The sequence below is a fragment of the Sabulicella flocculans genome (assembly GCF_045449635.1).
Classification (GTDB): Bacteria; Pseudomonadota; Alphaproteobacteria; order Acetobacterales; family Acetobacteraceae; genus Roseococcus.
The window spans coordinates 15,963-33,430 of record NZ_JBJJBR010000020.1 but is presented as its reverse complement, the minus strand read 5'-3'; the positions used below and the strand labels follow the sequence as shown (position 1 = coordinate 33,430).

Genomic DNA, 17,468 nt, shown 5'->3' with positions numbered 1-17,468 from the left:
CCGGCGCCGGGCCAAAGCTGTGGCGCATGCGGTTCCTGCTCCTGCTCCTGCTGCTCGCCGCCCCCGCCCGGGCCGCCCCTTTCGAGGAGGTGTTCACCGCCGCGCGCATCCCCGGCGGGCCGGCCGGGGGCCTGGGCATCGCCTTCACCAAGGACTACCGCGGGGCGGTGCCGCACGCCGCCATCGCCTTCAGCCGCGGCGAGGACGGGCGCAGCGCCTGGGCCTTCGTCGGCGGCCGCGCCAGCCCGGAGGCGGCGGAGCGCGATGCCCTGGCCCGCTGCCAGGCCCGGGCCGCCGGCCTGCCCGGCGCCGCCCCCTGCCAGGTGCTGGCCCGCGACGCCGCCATCCCCGGCGGGCCGGAGGCCGCGCCGGTGGAGGGACGCATCGGCCCCTTCCGCTTCAGCCCCTTCCACGCCCGGCACGGCGGGGCGGCGCGGGGCGCCGTGGTGTGGGGCCACGGCTATGGCGGGCCGGAGCGCGACCTGCGCGACGCCGCCCTGCCCGGCTTCCTGTCGGCGCTGAACGAGGCAGGGTGGGACATCCTGCGCTTCGACCGCCACCCGGGGGATGACGGGCTGGCCACCTCGCTGCCCCGGCTGGCCCGCGCCCTGCCCGCCCTGCGGGAGGCCGGCTACGCGCGCATCGTGCTGGGCGGGCAGTCGCGCGGCGGCTGGCAGGCGATGCTGGCCGCGGCCGAGCAGCCGGATTTGGTGGCCGCCGTCATCGCCACCGCCCCGGCGGCGCACGGCGATGCCGGCCGGCCCAACAACCACGGCGCCGCCCCCGATGACTGGCGCCGCGCCCTGGCCGCCCTGGCCGCCACCCCGGTGCGGCTGGCGGTGGCGGTGTTCGAGGACGACCCCTTCGACCCCGACCCCGCCGGCCGCGCCCGCGCCGTGGCCCTGCTGGACGAGGGGCGGGAGGCCCCGGCCCTGGCGATCTGGCCGCGCCGCCCGGTGGCGGGCCACGCCGGCGCCGGCGACTGGCGCTTCACCCGCGACCACGCCGCCTGCATCCTGACCCTGGTGCAGGCCCCCGCCGCCGGCGCGCCGCGCGGCCTGCGGCGCGACAGCTGCGGCGGCGGTTGACGGGGGGCGGCGCCGCCCGCACCGTCCGCGCCATGCCCATGCGCTCCCTGCTGTTCGCCCCCGCCAACCACGCCCGCCGCGCCGAGAAGGCGCTGTCCCTGCCCGCCGACGCCGTCATCCTGGACCTGGAGGACGCGGTGGCCGTCAGCGAGAAGGAGGCCGCCCGCGCCGACGCGGTGGCCGCCTGCGCCCTGCCGCGCCGCGGGCGGCTGTTCATCCGCGTCAACGCCCTGTCCACCCCCTGGGCGCTGGCCGACCTGCTGGCGGTGGTGCGCCCCGGCCTGGACGGCATCGTGCTGCCCAAGGTGGAGGGCGCGGAGGAGATGGCCACCGCGGAATGGCTGTTGGCGGCGCTGGAGCGCGACGCCGGCCTGCCCGCCGGCCGGCTGGAGCTGCTGCCCATCATCGAGACGGCCAGGGGCATGCAGGCGCTGGACGCCATCGCCCGCGCCGCCCGGCGCGCCCGCCGCGTCGCCTTCGGCGCCGCCGACTTCAACATGGACATGGGGCTGAGCTGGACGCGCGAGGAGGCGGAACTGGCCCCCTGGCGGGCGCAGTGCGTGCTCGCCTCCCGCGCCGCCGGGCTGGAGGCGCCGGTGGACACCGTCTGGACCGCCCTGAAGGACGCGGAGGGCTTCGCCGCCTCGCTGGAGCGGGCGCGGGTGCTGGGCTTCGGCGGCAAGCTGTGCATCCACCCCGACCAGGTGGAGCCCGCCAACCGCGCCTTCTCCCCCAGCGACGCGCAGCTGGAGCACGCGCGGCGCGTGGTCGCCGCCTTCGCGGAGGCGGAGGCGCGCGGCCTCGCCTCCATCAGCCTGGACGGCGCCTTCGTGGACTACCCGGTGGCCGAGGCGGCGCGCCGGGTGCTGGCGCAGGCGGGGCCTACCGGCTGAGCGCGGCGAAGTGCGCCGCCGGGCGGGTGATGCGGTTCTCCATCCGCACCAGCATCCCGCCCTCGCGCACCGCGTCCAGGTATTCGGCCCAGGCGGGGTCGGCGGCCATGGCGTTGCGCCGCGCCTCGCGGTCCGCCTGGCTGTCGTAGCCCCAGAGGTGGACCACGGTGTTCAGCTCCCCCTCCACCGTCACGTACCAGCCCAGGCAGTTGCCCAGGTACTTGCGCTGCAGCGGCCAGGCCTTCTCCTCGTAGAGCTTCACGAACTCGGCCACGCGGTTCACCGCGCAGGTGTAGATGCGCACGTCGACAATCACCGGCGTCCCTCCCTGGACATGGACGCGCCGATGATGCGCCCACGCTACTGGATGTCCACCGTCACCAGGTCCTGGAACCAGCTCTGCGCCGGCTGGAAGCCGCGCACCCGGCGCGACATGGCGCGCGGGTTGAGGTCGTGCACGATGTAGAGCCACGGCGGGTTGTCCACCAGCCGCGCATGGGCCTGGGCATAGGCGGCGTTGAAGGCGGCCTCGTCGCCGGCGCGCTCCAGCGCGGCGAAGGCGGCCTCGAAGGCCGGGTCGTTCCATTGCGGCCAGTTGAAGCCGTTGGGCGGCACGAAGGCCTGCAGGAAGTAGCGCGCCATCACCGAGGGGTCGGAGGAAGGCGAGGAGGGGTTCAGCGCCGCCGAGCCCGCCAGCACCGCCGCCCCGGGCGCCGAGCGCGCGGCCTGCAGCAGCGTGTTCCACTCCGTGACCTCAAAGGTGACGTTGACGCCGCAGGCCTCGCGCAGGTTCTGCTGCAGGAACTCGTTCATCGGCAGCGGCAGCATCTGGCCCGAGCCGGAGGTCGAAATCATCACCTTGAAGGCCAGGGGGCGCTGGGCCGTGAAGCCGGCCTCGGCCAGCAGGCGGCGGCCGCGGGCGGGGTCGAAGCCGTAGCGGTTCTCCGGCGCGCCGAATTGCGGGTCGGTGGGCTTCAGCCAGCCCACGCTGGGCTCGGCCGTGCCGTTCAGCAGCTGCACCAGCCCGGCGCGGTCCACGCACCAGTTCAGCGCCTGGCGCACCCGCACGTCGTTGAAGGGCGGCTGCGCGGTCTGGAACATCCAGGGCCAGACATGCGGGTAGGAGCCGGTGGAGATGGTGAAGCCCGCCTGCCGCAACGAGGGGATGGCGTCGGGCGGCGGCACCTCAATCCAGTCCACCTGGCCGGAGCGCAGCGCGGCCAGGCGCGTCGTCGCCTCGGGCATCGGCAGCAGCACCACGCGGTCGAGCAGCGGCACCCGCGCGCGGTCCCAGTACTCCGCGTTGCGCGACAGCTCGGCCGACTGGCGCGGCACGAAGCGCGAGAGGCGGAAGGGCCCGGTGCCGGCCGCCGGCAGCGCGGCGGCGCGCGCCCAGTCCCGCCCCGCTGCCTCGAAGCTCTGCGGCGAGGTGAAGAGCAGGTAGACCACCATGTAGGGGAAGTAGGAGGCGACGCGGCTGGTGCGGAAGGCGACGGTGCGCGCATCCACCTTTCGGTAGGATTCCAGGATTGGCACCCGCGCGCGGGAGATGCCGGCGCCCTGCGCCTCGAATTGCGGCGCCTGGTTGTTGAAGTAGCGTTCCAGGTTCCAAATCACGGCGTCGGCGTCGAAGGGCGTGCCGTCGTGGAAGCGCACCCCTTCGCGCAGGGTGAAAATCCAGCTTTGCGGGTCGGCCGGGTCCTGCCGCCAGGACTCCGCGAGGCCGGGGCGCAGCCCGGCGGGGCGGTCGGAGCGCGACAGGTCCCACAGCACCAGCCCCTCGAAGACCGGGTAGCCGAGGAAGCGCATCCCCTCGAAGCCGTTGTTGGGCATGCCGGTGGTGGTGGGCACGTCGGCCGCCGTCATGGCGATGCGCAGGACCTTCTCCCGCGCCGGCTGCGCGGCGGCCGGCAGGGCGGAAAGCAGCACGGAGAGACCGAGGGCGAGCGGAAATCCCATCGTGGCGGGCCTTTCGGAAAGCGGCGCCACGATGGCAGCAGGGCCGGCGCGGCCGCCGCAAGCGCCGATGCGCGCCGCCTGCGGCCCGCCGTGCCGGGGGCTGGGCAGGAATCGGGCAGGCTGCCCGGCGCCTGCGCATTCAGCCGGGCAAGGCGTAGTCCTTGAAGCGCTTCTTCAGCTCGGCCTTCCACAGCTTGCCGGTGGCGGTCAGCGGCAGGCTGTCCACGAATTCCACCGCGTCGGGCATCCACCACTTCGCCACCTTGCCCTCCAGCGTGGCGAGGATGCTGTCGGGGGTGGGCGCCGTGCCGGGCCTGGGCACCACCACCAGCAGCGGCCGCTCGTCCCACTTGGGATGCGCCACCGGGATGGCGGCGGCCAGCTGCACGTCCGGGTGCGCCAAGGCCAGGTTCTCCAGCGTGATGGAGGAGATCCACTCGCCGCCCGACTTGATGACGTCCTTGGCGCGGTCCACGATCTCGATGGAGCCCAGCGCGTCCACCGTCACCACGTCGCCGGTGCGGAACCAGCCATCGGCGGTGATGGCGGGGTCGCCGGGGCGGTTGAAGTAGCCGCCGGCCGTCCAGTGGCCCTGCACCTCCAGCTCGCCGAAGGCCAGGTCGTCATGCGCGATCTCCGCGCCCCCGGCGTCCAGCACGCGGAAGTCCACGCCGAATTGCGGCCGGCCCTGCTTGCGGCTGTAGGCCAGGAAGCGGTCCTGGTCCCACTCGGCGTTCTCGGCCTTGCGGGCGTTGACGCTGCCCAGCGGCGAGATCTCCGTCATGCCCCAGGCATGCAGGATCTCCACGCCGTATTCCTTCAGGAAGCCCTCGGTCACCGCTACCGGCAGGGCGGTGCCGCCCACCACCAGCCGCGGCGGCCGGGTGAAGCGGCGCGCGGGGTCGGCGCGCAGCCATTGCAGCAGCATGGTCCAGATGGTCGGCACCCCGGCGGAGGCGGTGACGCCCTCCTCCTCGAACAGGGCGAACAGGCTGGCCGGGTCCAGGCGCGGGCCGGGCAGCACCATGGAGGCGCCGACCATCGGCGCGGCATAGGGGATGCCCCAGGCGTTGACGTGGAACATCGGCACCACCGGCATCGAGACGTCGCGCGCGCCGAGGTTGAACACGTCCGGCTGCACCGCCGCCATGGCGTGCAGCACGGTGGAGCGGTGCGAATACAGCACCCCCTTGGGCATGCCCGTGGTGCCGGAGGTGTAGCAGAGCGACGACGCCGCGCGCTCGTCCAGCGTGGGCCAGGGCGTGTCGCCGTCCTCGCCGGCCACCAGCTCCTCCAGGGTCAGCACCTCGCAGGGCAGGCCGGGCTTCGGCGCGTCGCGCATCAGCACCACCGCGCGCAGCGACTTCGGCAGGCGGTCGGCCACCGCGGTCAGCGCCGGCAGCACGGAGGGGTCCACGAACAGGTGGGTGTCCTGCGCGTCCTCCAGGATGAAGGCCACCTGGTCGGCGAACAGGCGCGGGTTCACCGTGTGCAGCACCGCGCCCATGCCCGACACCGCGTAGTACAGCGCCAGGTGGTGCTGGCAGTTCCAGCCCAGGGTGGCGATGCGCTCGCCCTGCTGGACGCCGCGCCGCCCCAGCGCCTGGGCGATGCGCTTGGCCGCGTGCTCGATGCCCGGCCAGGTCGTGCGCTCGCGCCCGCCCTCGGGCGTGGCGGCGACGATGCGCGAGCCGGCGTGGTGCTTCGCCGCATGGGCGAGGATGGAGGAGACCAGGAGCGGGTGCTCCTGCATCAGGCCGCGCAGCATGGTCGTCGGACCTCCCGTGTTCTTTTGCCCGCCGAGCGTAGCGCATCGGCCGGCGGCGGGAAGGGCCGCGTGCCGGCGCCCCCTTGCCCGGTGCCCCTCGCCCCGCCACCCTGCGGGCATGACCGCCGCCATCAGCCGCTTCCCCGTCCCCACGCTCGCGGAGATGCCCGAGGACATCCGCGCGCGCATCCAGGCCGTGCAGGACAAGTCCGGCTTCATCCCCAACGTGTTCCTGGTGCTGGCCCACCGGCCCGACGAGTTCCGCGCCTTCTTCGCCTATCACGACGCGCTGATGGACAAGCCCGGCGGGCTGACCAAGGCCGAGCGCGAGATGATCGTGGTCGCCACCTCCAACGCCAACCAGTGCCAGTACTGCGTGGTGGCGCACGGGGCCATCCTGCGCATCCGCGCCAAGGACCCGCACGTGGCGGACCAGGTGGCCATCAACTACCGCAAGGCCGACATCACCCCGAAGCAGAAGGCCATGCTGGACTTCGCCATGAAGGTGGCCTTCGCGGCGCATGCGGTGGGCGAGGACGACTACGCCGCCCTGGCCGCCCATGGCTGGACGGAGGAGGACGCCTGGGACATGGCCGCCATCGCCGCCTTCTTCGGCATGAGCAACCGCATGGCCAACGTCACCTCCATGCGCCCCAACGCCGAGTTCTACGCGCTGGGCCGCTGAAGCCCGCGGTTGCGCCGGGCGGCTTAGGCGGTCCAGCATGGCGGGATGCGCGCCGCCCTGGCCCTCCTGCTGCTCCTCGCGCTGCCCGCCGCCGCGCAGCCCCGCCCGGCCGAGGCGCCGGGCCGCGACCTGGACCGCGCCTTCGCCGCCCTGCGCGACGCGCCCGACGAGGCGGGCGGGCGGATGGCGGAATCCGTCATCGTCCAGCTCTGGGCCCGGCAGGCAAGCCCGGCGGTGGCGCTGCTGCTGAACCGCGGCATCCGCAACCTGCGCGGCGGCCAGGCCGGCGAGGCGCTAGAGGATTTCGACGCCGCCCTGGTGCTGGCCCCCCGCTTGGCCGATGCCTGGCACTGGCGCGCCCAGGCCCATGCCCGCACCGGCGACGCCCCCGCCGCCCTGGCCGACCTGCGCGAATGCCTGCGGCTGGAGCCGCGGCACTTCGCCGCCCTGCTCACCCTCTCGCGCGTGCAGGAGGAGGCGGGCGACGAGCGCGGCGCCCTGCGCTCGCTGGAGGCCGCCCTGGCCATCCATCCCCGCTTGGCCGGCGGCGAGGCCCGGCTGCGCGACCTGCGCCGCAAGGTGGAGGGGGAGGCCAGTTGAGGGCAACGGCCGGAAGGCGCCCGCGGGCGCGCCGCGGCAGGCTGGCCCCATGCCCGACGCCCTGACGCCCGAAGCCCTGGACCCCCACGCCCTGGACCCCGACGCCGCCCGCTGGGCCGCCGTGCTGGCGCGCGACCCCGCCCCGGCTTGTGGCGCCTTCCTGTACGCGGTGACGACGCAGGGGGTGTTCTGCCGCCCCGGCTGCCCGGCCCGCCCGCCGCTGCGCCGCAACGCCCGCTTCTTCGCCGATGCGCCGGCCGCCCGCGCCGCCGGCTTCCGCCCCTGCCTGCGCTGCGACCCCGAGGGGGCGCGCGCCGCCCTGCATCGCGCCGCCATCGCCGCCGCCGTCGCGATGATGGAGCAGGCCGAGGCCATCCCCAGCCTGGACGCCCTGGCCAGGCGCGCCGGCTATGGCCGCCACCATTTCCTGCGCCTGTTCCGCGAGGTGACGGGCGTCACCCCCCGTTCCTACGCCGAGGGCCTGCGCGCCCGCCGCCTGATGGCCGCCCTGGCGGCCGGCGAGCGCGTGGCCGACGCCGTGGCCGGCGCCGGCTTCGGCAGCGAGAGCCGCGTCTACGAGCGCCCGCCCCTGGGCATGACGCCGGGCGCCGCGCGGCGCGGCGGCGCGGGCGAGCGCATCGGCATCGCCCACGCCGACAGCGCCATGGGCCCGCTGCTGGTGGGCGCCACGGCGCAGGGCGTGTGCTTCATCGGCTTCGGCGAGGCGCCCGAGGCGCTGGAAGGCGACCTGCGCCGCCGCTTCCCCCGCGCCGAGGTGGTGGCCGACCCCGCCCTGGCCGGCATCGTCGCCCAGGTGGCGGCCAAGCTGCGCGAGCCGGCGCTGGCGCTGGACCTGCCGCTGGACCTGCGCGGCACCGCCTTCCAGCGCCGGGTGTGGGAGGCGCTGCGGGCCATCCCGCCCGGGCGGCCCGCCACCTATTCCGGCCTGGCCGCCGCCATGGGCATGCCGCGCGCCACCCGCGCCGTCGCCCGCGCCTGCGCGCAGAACCCGGTGGCGCTGGCGGTGCCCTGCCACCGCGTGGTCGGCGCCGATGGCGCGCTGACCGGCTATCGCTGGGGCGTGCCGGCCAAGCGCGCGCTGCTGGAGGGGGAGGGACGGGAATGAGGCGATCGCTGGCCCCGCTGCTGCTGCTGGCGGGCTGCGCCGCCGTGGCGGCCGACGAGGCGCCGCCCGCGCTGGCGCTGCGCGAGGTGGCCATTCCCGGCCCCGGCGGCGTGACGCTGCGCGCCCTGCTGGCCCTGCCGGAGCGCCCCACCGGCGCCCCGGTGGTGGCGCTGCATGGCTGCGGCGGCATCGGCACCGGCGCCCGCCCGCTGCGCCCGCCCCCGCGCGAGGTGGACTGGGCGGCGCGGCTGGTGGCGGCCGGCCACCCGGTGGTGATGCCCGACAGCTTCGGCTCGCGCGGGCTGGGCGAGGCCTGCGGCGTTCGCGGCTTTCCCGCCGGCCCGTTCGGCCTGCGGCGCCAGGACGCGCTGGCCGCCGCCGACTGGGCGCGGGCGCAGGGCTGGGGCGCGCCGGTGCTGCTGGGCTGGTCGCATGGCGGCTCCACCACCCTCGCCGCCTGGGCCGCGGCGGCGCCGGGGCAACTGGCCGGGGCGGTGGCGTTCTATCCGGGGTGCGTCGGCGCGCCGGCGCCGCGGGCAGAGGTCGGCGCGCCAGCGCCGCGGGGAGAAGTCGGCGCGCCGGCGCCGCGGGGAGAAGTCGGCGCGCCGGCGCCGCGGGGTGACACCGGCGCCCCGGCGCCGCTGGGCCAAGCCGCCCCGCCCCTGCTGATGCTGCTGGGCGGCGAGGACGACTGGACGCGCCCGCAGCCCTGCCAGGACTGGGCGGCGCGCTCGCCCCTGGTGCGGGCCCACCTGTTCCCCGGCGCCCGTCACGGCTTCGACGGGCTGTCCGGCGGGGTGCGGCAGCGGCTGCTGCCGGACGGGCGCACCGTGTCCTTCGGCCCGGACGGCCCGGCGCGGGCGGAATCGCGGCGGATGGTCATGGAGTTCGTCGCGGGGCTCCCATGAGCGGAGCCCGGGTGTGCCGGGCGCGGGGCGTGCTAGAAGGCGGGGCATGATCATCGCCATCGGCTCCGACCACGCCGGGCTGCCGCTGAAGCGCAGCCTGGCTTCCGCCCTGGAGGCCATGGGCCACCAGGTCCTCGACGCCGGCACCCACGGCCCGGAATCCTGCGACTACCCCGACTTCGCCCATGCGGTGGCGGCGAAGGTGGCGGCGGGCGAGGCCGCCCTGGGCGTGCTGGCCTGCGGCACCGGCATCGGCATGGCCATGGCGGCCAACCGCCACCCCGCCATCCGCGCCGCCGTGCTGCACGGGCCCACCGAGGCGCGGCTGACCCGCCAGCACAACGACGCCAACATCGCCTGCTTCGGCGCCCGCACCACGGGGGAGGAGGTGGCGCTGGACGCCCTGCGCGCCTTCCTGGCCACGCCCTTCGAGGGCGGCCGCCACCGGCCCCGCGTGGACAAGCTTTCGCCCGTGGCCCTGGCCTGATAAGCGCGCCTGCAAGAACTTCCCCCGGAAGGCCCCCGCGATGAACGAGAGCACCCCCCGCTTCCTCCCCGCCCGCTTCTTCCAGGCCGGGCTGGCCGAGGCCGATGCCGAGCTGGCCGCCTGCGTCCAGCAGGAGCTGGTGCGCCAGCAGGACGGCATCGAGCTGATCGCGTCGGAGAACATCGTCTCGCGCGCCGTGCTGGAGGCGCAGGGCTCCGTGCTGACCAACAAGTACGCCGAGGGCTATCCGGGCCGCCGCTACTACGGCGGCTGCGAGTACGTGGACGTGGCCGAGACCCTGGCCATCGAGCGCGCCAAGCAGCTGTTCGGCTGCCGCTTCGCCAACGTGCAGCCGCATTCCGGCGCCTCGGCCAACCTCGCCGTGTTCTTCGCCGTGCTGCAGCCGGGCGACGCCTTCCTGGCGATGGACCTCGCCGCGGGCGGGCACCTCACCCACGGGGCACCCGTGAACTTCTCCGGCAAGTGGTTCCGCCCCATCGCCTATGGCGTGCGGGCCGAGGACGGGCTGCTGGACTACGAGGCGATGGAGCGGCTGGCGCGCGAGCACCGGCCGAAGATGATCATCGCCGGCGGCAGCGCCTATTCGCGCCAGATCGATTGGGCGCGCTTCCGCCGCGTGGCGGACGAGGTGGGCGCGGTGCTGATGGTGGACATGGCGCACTACGCCGGCCTGGTGGCGGCGGGCGCCTATGACAGCCCGGTGCCGCACGCCCACGTGACGACCACCACCACCCACAAGACGCTGCGCGGCCCGCGCGGCGGCATGGTGCTGACGGATGACGAGGCGCTGGCGAAGAAGATCAACTCCGCCATGTTCCCCGGCCTGCAGGGCGGGCCGCTGATGCACGTGATCGCCGCCAAGGCCGTGGCCTTCGGCGAGGCGCTGCGCCCCGAGTTCCGCGCCTATGCCAGGCAGGTGGTGGCCAATGCCCGCGCCCTGGCCGATGAGCTGGTGGGGCAGGGGCTGGCCATCGTTTCCGGCGGCACCGACAGCCACCTGATGCTGGTGGATCTGCGCCCCAAGGGCCTGACCGGCAAGGCGGCCGAGGCCGCGCTGGGCCGCGCCCACCTGACCTGCAACAAGAACGCCATCCCCTTCGACCCCGCCAAGCCGATGGTGACCAGCGGCATCCGCCTGGGCACGCCGGCCGCCACCACCCGCGGCTTCGGCGAGGCGGAGTTCCGCGAGGTCGGCCGGCTGATCGGCCGCGTGCTGGACGGGCTGGCCAAGGCCAATGCGCCCGAGGCGAACGAGGCGGTGGAGAAGCAGGTGGCGGATGAGGTGAAGGCCCTCTGCGCCCGCTTCCCGGTGTACTGAGCAGCCGGGACGCCCTGGCCAACCCGGCCACATCACGGCAGAATCCGGCCGCGACGCGGCCGGCGCCGCCCAGCCGCCTTGGCAGCCGGCGCCCCCGCGGCGCGGCGAAGCCAAGCGGCCGGAGGCCGCGCCCGGCGCCTGACGGCACAGGAAACACACGCATGCGGATGGCACCGACCACCTTCACGACCTCCGGGCCGTCCGCATGAGGTGCCCCTATTGCGGCCACGAGGACACCCAGGTGAAGGACTCGCGCCCGTCCGATGACGGCACCGCGATCCGCCGCCGCCGCTTCTGCACCGGCTGTGGCAACCGCTTCACCACCTTCGAGCGCGTGCAGCTCCGTGACCTCACCGTGCTCAAGACCGATGGCCGCCGCGTGCCCTTCGACCGCGACAAGCTGCTGCGCTCCGTGCGCATCGCCTGCCGCAAGCGCCCGGTGGAGGAGGAGCGCATCGAGCGCATCGTCAACGCCATCCAGCGCCGCATGGAGATGGAGGCGGAGGGCGAGATACCCTCGCGCCGCATCGGCGAGATGGTGATGGAGGCGCTGCGCGAGGTGGACCAAGTGGCCTATGTCCGCTTCGCCTCGGTCTACCAGAACTTCTCCGAGGCCAAGGATTTCGGCGCCTTCCTGTCCGACCTCGAAAATCCCTAGCGCCCGGGCTTGCCCATCGGGCAACCTCCGCCGGCCCGCCACCGCCGGAGACGCCCCCATGCGCCCCATGCTGCTCGCCGCCCTGCTGCTGCTGGCCGCCGCGCCGTCGCGCGCCGCCACCTTCCTGGCGCTCGACGCGCCCTGGACCCCCTTCTGCTTCGGCGCCGCCGGCACCGAGGCCACCGGCTGCGTCGGGGGCGGGGGCGGAAGCAGCCCTTTCTTCACCATCGCCGGCGGCACCACCACCACCATCGAGGTGACGGACGCCTTCCTGTCGGGCGACCGCTTCCGCCTGGTGCTGAACGGCTTCGACGTCCTCCTCTCCTCCTCCGTGCCGCTGGGCGCGCCCAACCAGCCGGACCCGGACGCCGCCTTCGCCTCCGGCCTGTTCAGCCGCCTGTCTGTCACGCTCGACCCCGGCTTCAACGAGTTCGCGCTGTTCGTGGAGGATTCCCCCTACGGCGCCGGCCAGGGCTTCATCCGGGTGGTGAGCGCGCCGACCGCGGTGCCGGTGCCCGGGGCCCTGGCGCTGTTCGGCCTCGGCCTGCTCGGCCTTGGGGGAGCCGGGCGGCCGCGGTTGAGGACGTGACCGCGCGATGACTGGCCTTGAGCCTTGCCCGTCGGGCAAGATCTCCGCTTCTCCCTGGAGACGCCGCATACGCCGAATCGTCCTGGCCCTCTCGCTCCTCCTCCTCGCCGCCTCGCCGGTGCGCGCCGCCACCGTGCTGCCGCCCGGGATCAGCTGGCAGCCCTTCTGCTTCGCGTTCCAGGCAGCCGGGGTCTACGACTGCCGGCTGGAGGAGCCGATCGCCTCGTTCACCACCACGATCGCGCCGGGCACGCTGCGCGCCGTGTTCGTGCTGACCGACGCGGAACGCCCCGGCGACCGCTTCGCCGTCACCTGGATCAGCGCCCAGGGCGTGCGGGAGTTCCTGTCGTCGCAGCCGGGCACGAGTTCGGGGCCATCGGCGATCAACCCCCCCCGACGCCTACGCCGACCCGGCCCTCAGCAAGCTCGCCTTCGAGCTGTTCCCGGGCGACCACACCTTCCTCGTCACGCCGTCGCCCTCCACGCCCGACGGGTACTTCGGCTACGTGCGCGTCTACGTCCCGACTCCCGCCGCGCTGCCTCTCCTGGCCGTGGGCCTGCTCGGCCTCGCGCTGCGCCGCCCGCGCCGGATGGACGGCGCCGCCGCGCGGGGCTAACCGCGGGGGCGTGAGCGACGCCCGACCCGAGGACGCGGCCCACATGGCCGCCGCCCTGCACCTCGCGCGGCGCGGCCTGGGCAATGCCTGGCCGAACCCGGCCGTGGGCTGCGTTCTGGTGCGCGGGGGCCGGGTGGTGGGCCGCGGCTGGACCCAGCCCGGCGGCCGCCCCCATGCCGAGACGGAGGCGCTGCGCCAGGCCGGCGACGCCGCGCGCGGCGCCACCGCCTACGTGACGCTGGAGCCCTGCTCCCACCACGGCCGCACGCCCCCCTGCTGCGAGGCGCTGATCCGCGCGGGCGTGGCGCGGGTGGTGGCGGCGATGCGCGACCCCGACCCGCGGGTGGATGGCCGCGGCCTGCGCCGCCTGCGCGACGCCGGCATCGAAGTCACCGAGGGCGTGGGCGAGGACGCGGCGCGCGCCATGCAGGCCGGCTTCCTCAAGCGCATCACCGAGGGGCTGCCGCTGGTCACGCTCAAGCTGGCCTCCACCCTGGACGGGCGCATCGCTACCGCCTCGGGCGAGAGCCGCTGGATCACCGGTCCCGAGGCCCGCCGGCAGGTGCATGCCCTGCGCGCCCGCCACGACGCCGTGCTGGTCGGCAGCGGCACCGTGCTGGCGGACGACCCCGACCTGACCTGCCGCATCCCGGGCATGGAGCGCGCGCCGACACTGCGCGTGGTGGCCGATGCCCGGCTGCGCACCCCGCCCGGGGCGAAGCTGGTGCGCACCGCGCGTTCGGCGCCGACCTGGCTGCTGACCGGCGCCGGCCACCGCCCGGCCGCGCTGGCGCCCTTCATCGCAGCCGGCGTCGAGGTCGTCACCGTGCGCCGCGCCCCCAGGACGATGGAGGGGGGCGGCGGCCTCCAGCCGCGCCCCATGCTGGCCGCGCTGGCGGCCCGCGGCGTCACCCGCGTGCTGGCCGAATGCGGGGGCACGCTGGCGGCCGCCCTGCTGCGCGCCGGGCTGGTGGACCGCCTGGCCTGGTTCCACGCCCCTGCCCTGCTGGGCGGCGATGCCCGCGCCGCGCTGGATGCGCTGGGCATCGCGCGGCTGGGGGCCATGCCGCGCTTCCGCCCCCTGGCGCGACTGGCGGCCGGCCCCGACATCCTCACCGAGTTCGAAAGGGATTAGCCCATGTTCACCGGCATCGTTTCCGCGCTCGGCACCTTGCGGGAGGTCCAGCCCATCGGCGAGGGCCAGGACATGCGCCTGCTGGTCGGCGTCGCACCGGACTTCCTGAAGGGCGCGGAGCTGGGCTGCTCCATCGCCTGCTCCGGCGTCTGCCTGACGGCGGTCGAGCTGCACGCCGACGCCTTCGCGGTGGACGCCTCCGCCGAGACGCTGAGCAAGACCACCCTGGGCGGCTGGCGCCCGGGCGGGCGCATCAACCTGGAGCGCGCGCTGAAGCTGGGCGACGAGCTGGGCGGGCACCTCGTCTCCGGCCATGTGGACGGGGTGGGCGAGGTGCTGTCCGCCACGCCGGAGAACGCCTCGGTGCGCTGGCGCTTCCGCGCGCCGGAGGCCATCGCGGGCTTCATCGCGTCCAAGGGCTCCATCGCGGTGGATGGCGTGTCGCTCACGGTGAACGAGGTTGACGGGCGGGAGTTCGGGGTCAACATCATTCCCCACACCGCCGCCCACACCACCATCGGCACCTTGCAGCCCGGCGACGCGGTGAACCTGGAAATCGACACCCTGGCGCGCTACGTGGCCCGCCTGCTGGAGTTCCGCCGTTGACCGCACCGCTCGCCACCAGCCTGCACCAGTTCATCTCCCCCACCGAGGAGCTGCTGGAGGAGGCCCGCCGCGGCCGCATGTTCATCCTGGTGGATGACGAGGACCGGGAGAACGAGGGCGACCTGGTCATCCCCGCGCAATTCGCCACGCCGGACGCCATCAACTTCATGGCCCGCTTCGCCCGCGGCCTGATCTGCCTGGCGATGACGCGCGCGCGCGTGGAGCGCCTGGGCCTGCCGCTGATGGCGCAGAGCAACGGCACCCGCCACCAGACCGCCTTCACCGTGAGCATCGAGGCGCGCGAGGGCGTCTCCACCGGCATCAGCGCCGCCGACCGCGCGCGCACCGTGGCCGTGGCGATCAACCCGGAGCTGGGGCGCGAGGAGATCACCACGCCCGGCCACGTCTTCCCGCTGGTGGCGCGCGACGGCGGCACGCTGGTCCGCGCCGGGCACACCGAGGCGGCGGTGGATTTCGCCCGCCTCGCCGGCCTCAACCCCTCCGGCGTGATCTGCGAGATCATGAACGAGGACGGCTCGATGGCCCGCCTGCCGGACCTCGTCGCCTTCGCGCAGCACCACAACCTCAAGCTCGGCACCATCGCCGACCTGATCGCGCATCGCCGCCGCACCGAGCGGCTGGTGAGGCGGGTGGAGGAGGCCGCCATCCAGCACGCGGTGGGCGGCGACTGGCGCTGCATCGCCTATGCCTCGACCGTCGAGGGCGGCGAGCACGTGGCGCTGGTGAAGGGCGACATCGGCGCGCCCGGTCCGGTGCTGACGCGCATGCACGCCTCCAACATCCTGACGGACCTGGTGGGCGGCAAGGGCGTGCGGGAGCTGCACGCCGCCATGGAGGCGATCAGCGCCGAAGGCCGCGGCGTGGTGGTGCTGCTGCGCGACTGGCGGCTGGACGGCGTTTCCACCCAGCTGCGCGCCACGCGGGACCGCAACGCCACCCCCTACCTGCGCGACTACGGCATCGGCGCGCAGATCCTGGCCGACCTCGGACTGAAGGACATCATCCGGCTCTCCAACAACCCCCGGCCGCTGGTGGGGCTGGAGGGCTGGGGGCTGCGGGTTGTCGAAACCCGCCCCTTGGCGCAAGAACGCCGCCAATGAGCACCGCCGACGCGCCCGAACGCGCCCTCCCGACGCTGGAGGGCGCCCCGCCCCGCATCCTGCTGATCCAGGCCCCCTATTACGCGGAGGTGGTGGGCGGCATGGCCGCGGGCGTGGCTCGGGTGGTGGCGGAGGCCGGCGGCACGCTGGCCAAGGTGGACGTGGCCGGCGCCTTCGAGCTGCCGGCGGCGCTGCGCCTGTCGCTCTCGCAACCCTATGACGGCGTGGTGCTGCTGGGCTGCGTGGTGAAGGGCGAGACCGACCATTACGACCACATCTGCCGCGAGGCGTGCAGCGGCGTCATGGCTATCACGGCGGAGACCGGCGCCGCCGTGGGCTTCGGCCTGCTGACGGTGCACACGCTGGAGCAGGCCGAGGCGCGCTCCCGCGACGACCGCCACAACAAGGGCGCCGAGGCCGCCATCGCCTGCCTGATGCAGGTGGCGCTGCGCCGCACGTGGGGCGCGGCGTGAGCGGCGCGGCCAGGGACCCGGCCAAGGGCCGCAAGCGCACCGGCGCGCGCGTCGCCGCCGTGCAGGCGCTGTTCAACGCCGAGGCCTCGGGCGAGAGCGTGGAGACGGTGCTGGACCAGTTCCTGCGCCACCGCCTGGGCGCCGTGCCGGGCCAGGAAGGCTTCGAGGACGGGCGGGTGGAGGACGCGGACGCCGCCCTGTTCGTGCGCATCCTCCGGGCCGCGGCCACCGAGCCGGGCACGCTGGACACGGTCATCGCCGGCCACCTGGCGCCGGGCTGGGGCATGCACCGGCTGGACCCGGTGATCCGCGCCATCCTGCGCGCCGCCGGCGGCGAGCTGCGGGAAAAGGACGGCCCGCCCGGCCGCGTCGTCATCAAGGAGTACATGGACATCGCCCATGGCTTCTTCGGCGGCGAGGAGCCGCGTTTCTGCAACGGCGTGCTGGACGCCATGGCCCGGACGCTGAAGCCGCAGGACTTCTAGCGATGGCGCTGCCGGCGGAGTTCGGCCTGATCGCCCGCCACTTCGCCCCCCTGGCCGGGCCGGGCGCGCTGGCCCTGCTGGACGACGCCGCCCTGCTCCCCGGCCCCGCCGGCACCGAGCTGGTGCTGGCGGCCGACGCCCTGGTGGCCGGGGTGCACTTCCTGCCCGACGACCCGCCGGGAACGCTGGGCCGCAAGGCGCTGCGGGTGAACCTGAGCGACCTGGCCGCCATGGGCGCCGAGCCGCTGGGCTACCTGCTGACCCTGGCCCTGCCCCCGGGCACGGACGATTCCTGGCTGGCCGCCTTCGCCGCCGGGCTGGCGGAGGACCAAGCCGCCTTCGGCCTGCACCTGCTGGGCGGCGACACCGTCTCCACCCCCGGGCCGCTGTCGCTCTCCCTCACCATCCTGGGCCGGGTGCCGGCCGGGGCGGCGATCCGCCGCACCGGGGCGCGGCCGGGCGACGAGGCCTGGGTGTCCGGCCGCATCGGCGATGGCTGGCTGGGGCTGCGCGCGGCGCGCGGCGAATGGCCGGACCCGGACGGGCGGCTGGCCCGCCGCTACCGCCTGCCGGAGCCCCGGCTGGCGACGGGGCAGGCGCTGCGCGGGGTGGCGCGGGCGATGATGGACGTCTCCGACGGGCTGCTGCAGGACCTGGGCCACCTGTGCCGCGCCGGCGGCTGCGCCGCGGTGGTGGAGGCCGCATGCATCCCGGTGAGCGACCGCGCGGCGCCCGTCGCGGCCCTGGCCACCGGCGGCGACGACTACGAATTGCTGCTGGCTGCCGCGCCGGAGGACGCCGCGCGCTGCGCCGCCCTGGGGCTGGCGCGCATCGGCCGCTTCACGGCGGGCCCGCCGCGTGTGACCATGGTGGACGAGGAAGGCCGGGACATCACCCCGGCGCGGCTGGGCTGGAGCCACGTGTGACCAGC

General features: G+C 75.1%; 20 protein-coding genes. 16 read left to right on the top strand and 4 right to left on the bottom strand.

The window, feature by feature from the left end; all coding sequences use genetic code 11:
- Positions 1-26: 26 nt before the first annotated feature.
- Complete coding sequence (locus ACI6QG_RS15755) at positions 27-1,088, top strand: alpha/beta hydrolase (RefSeq protein WP_407025535.1); 1,062 nt, start codon at positions 27-29, stop codon at positions 1,086-1,088.
- A gap of 32 nt (positions 1,089-1,120) precedes the next feature.
- On the top strand, positions 1,121-1,981 hold the full coding sequence (locus ACI6QG_RS15750) for an HpcH/HpaI aldolase/citrate lyase family protein (protein WP_407025534.1): 861 nt from the start codon (positions 1,121-1,123) through the stop codon (positions 1,979-1,981).
- Here the strand turns inward: ACI6QG_RS15750 and ACI6QG_RS15745 are convergent.
- The 3 genes from ACI6QG_RS15745 to ACI6QG_RS15735 form a co-directional block, all read right to left on the bottom strand.
- Complete coding sequence (locus ACI6QG_RS15745; protein WP_407025533.1) at positions 1,971-2,297, bottom strand: NIPSNAP family protein; 327 nt, start codon at positions 2,295-2,297, stop codon at positions 1,971-1,973. The genes ACI6QG_RS15750 and ACI6QG_RS15745 overlap by 11 nt on opposite strands.
- 44 nt (positions 2,298-2,341) lie before the next feature.
- A complete protein-coding gene (locus ACI6QG_RS15740) occupies positions 2,342-3,940 on the bottom strand; it encodes an ABC transporter substrate-binding protein (RefSeq protein WP_407025532.1) in 1,599 nt (532 codons plus the stop codon).
- Between the two features lie 139 nt (positions 3,941-4,079).
- On the bottom strand, positions 4,080-5,708 hold the full coding sequence (locus tag ACI6QG_RS15735; protein WP_407025531.1) for a long-chain-fatty-acid--CoA ligase: 1,629 nt from the start codon (positions 5,706-5,708) through the stop codon (positions 4,080-4,082).
- Positions 5,709-5,826: 118 nt separating this feature from the next.
- Between ACI6QG_RS15735 and ACI6QG_RS15730 the strand changes: the two genes are divergently transcribed.
- The 8 genes from ACI6QG_RS15730 to ACI6QG_RS15695 all read left to right on the top strand — a co-directional run bounded on the left by ACI6QG_RS15730 (position 5,827) and on the right by ACI6QG_RS15695 (position 12,100).
- The gene (locus ACI6QG_RS15730; protein ID WP_407025530.1) at positions 5,827-6,393 is read left to right on the top strand and encodes a peroxidase-related enzyme; all 567 of its coding nucleotides are present in this window, start codon (positions 5,827-5,829) and stop codon (positions 6,391-6,393) included.
- Between the two features lie 45 nt (positions 6,394-6,438).
- Positions 6,439-6,993 (top strand): tetratricopeptide repeat protein, encoded by a 555-nt coding sequence (locus ACI6QG_RS15725; protein ID WP_407025529.1) that lies wholly within the window; start codon positions 6,439-6,441, stop codon positions 6,991-6,993.
- 49 nt (positions 6,994-7,042) lie between these two features.
- Positions 7,043-8,119: a methylated-DNA--[protein]-cysteine S-methyltransferase gene (locus tag ACI6QG_RS15720; RefSeq protein WP_407025528.1), complete on the top strand. Its 1,077-nt coding sequence runs from the start codon at positions 7,043-7,045 to the stop codon at positions 8,117-8,119.
- On the top strand, positions 8,116-9,027 hold the full coding sequence (locus ACI6QG_RS15715) for a dienelactone hydrolase family protein (RefSeq protein WP_407025527.1): 912 nt from the start codon (positions 8,116-8,118) through the stop codon (positions 9,025-9,027). The genes ACI6QG_RS15720 and ACI6QG_RS15715 overlap by 4 nt, the downstream gene beginning before the upstream one ends.
- Before the next feature lie 46 nt (positions 9,028-9,073).
- Complete coding sequence (gene rpiB, locus ACI6QG_RS15710) at positions 9,074-9,514, top strand: ribose 5-phosphate isomerase B (RefSeq protein WP_407025526.1); 441 nt, start codon at positions 9,074-9,076, stop codon at positions 9,512-9,514.
- Positions 9,515-9,554: 40 nt separating this feature from the next.
- Positions 9,555-10,853, top strand: coding sequence for a serine hydroxymethyltransferase (gene glyA, locus ACI6QG_RS15705; protein ID WP_407025525.1), 1,299 nt, complete (start codon positions 9,555-9,557; stop codon positions 10,851-10,853).
- A 205-nt stretch (positions 10,854-11,058) separates the two neighbouring features.
- The gene (nrdR, locus tag ACI6QG_RS15700; protein WP_407025524.1) at positions 11,059-11,511 is read left to right on the top strand and encodes a transcriptional regulator NrdR; all 453 of its coding nucleotides are present in this window, start codon (positions 11,059-11,061) and stop codon (positions 11,509-11,511) included.
- Between the two features lie 58 nt (positions 11,512-11,569).
- Positions 11,570-12,100 carry a hypothetical protein gene (locus tag ACI6QG_RS15695; protein ID WP_407025523.1) on the top strand — a complete coding sequence of 177 codons (531 nt, stop codon included), beginning with the start codon at positions 11,570-11,572 and terminating at the stop codon, positions 12,098-12,100.
- 192 nt (positions 12,101-12,292) lie between these two features.
- On the opposite strand, the gene ACI6QG_RS15690 is transcribed toward ACI6QG_RS15695, so the two are convergent.
- Positions 12,293-12,487 (bottom strand): hypothetical protein, encoded by a 195-nt coding sequence (locus ACI6QG_RS15690; RefSeq protein WP_407025522.1) that lies wholly within the window; start codon positions 12,485-12,487, stop codon positions 12,293-12,295.
- Positions 12,488-12,727: 240 nt separating this feature from the next.
- Here ACI6QG_RS15690 and ribD point away from each other — a divergent pair, with 240 nt between their 5' ends.
- Genes ribD through thiL form a run of 6 tightly spaced genes read left to right on the top strand, consistent with a single transcriptional unit; the run spans position 12,728 to position 17,463 of the window.
- Entirely contained in the window at positions 12,728-13,852 is a 1,125-nt protein-coding gene (gene ribD / locus ACI6QG_RS15685) for a bifunctional diaminohydroxyphosphoribosylaminopyrimidine deaminase/5-amino-6-(5-phosphoribosylamino)uracil reductase RibD (protein ID WP_491630743.1), read from the top strand.
- A gap of 3 nt (positions 13,853-13,855) precedes the next feature.
- On the top strand, positions 13,856-14,458 hold the full coding sequence (locus tag ACI6QG_RS15680) for a riboflavin synthase (RefSeq protein ID WP_407025521.1): 603 nt from the start codon (positions 13,856-13,858) through the stop codon (positions 14,456-14,458).
- Positions 14,455-15,579: a 3,4-dihydroxy-2-butanone-4-phosphate synthase gene (ribB, locus tag ACI6QG_RS15675; RefSeq protein WP_407025520.1), complete on the top strand. Its 1,125-nt coding sequence runs from the start codon at positions 14,455-14,457 to the stop codon at positions 15,577-15,579. The genes ACI6QG_RS15680 and ribB overlap by 4 nt, the downstream gene beginning before the upstream one ends.
- Entirely contained in the window at positions 15,576-16,052 is a 477-nt protein-coding gene (gene ribH / locus ACI6QG_RS15670) for a 6,7-dimethyl-8-ribityllumazine synthase (RefSeq protein ID WP_407025519.1), read from the top strand. Before ribB ends, ribH begins: the two co-directional genes overlap by 4 nt.
- Positions 16,049-16,537 (top strand): transcription antitermination factor NusB, encoded by a 489-nt coding sequence (gene nusB / locus ACI6QG_RS15665; RefSeq protein WP_407025518.1) that lies wholly within the window; start codon positions 16,049-16,051, stop codon positions 16,535-16,537. The genes ribH and nusB overlap by 4 nt, the downstream gene beginning before the upstream one ends.
- Before the next feature lie 2 nt (positions 16,538-16,539).
- Positions 16,540-17,463, top strand: a complete 924-nt coding sequence (gene thiL, locus ACI6QG_RS15660) for a thiamine-phosphate kinase (RefSeq protein ID WP_407025517.1) — start codon at positions 16,540-16,542, stop codon at positions 17,461-17,463.
- Positions 17,464-17,468 lie beyond the last annotated feature (5 nt).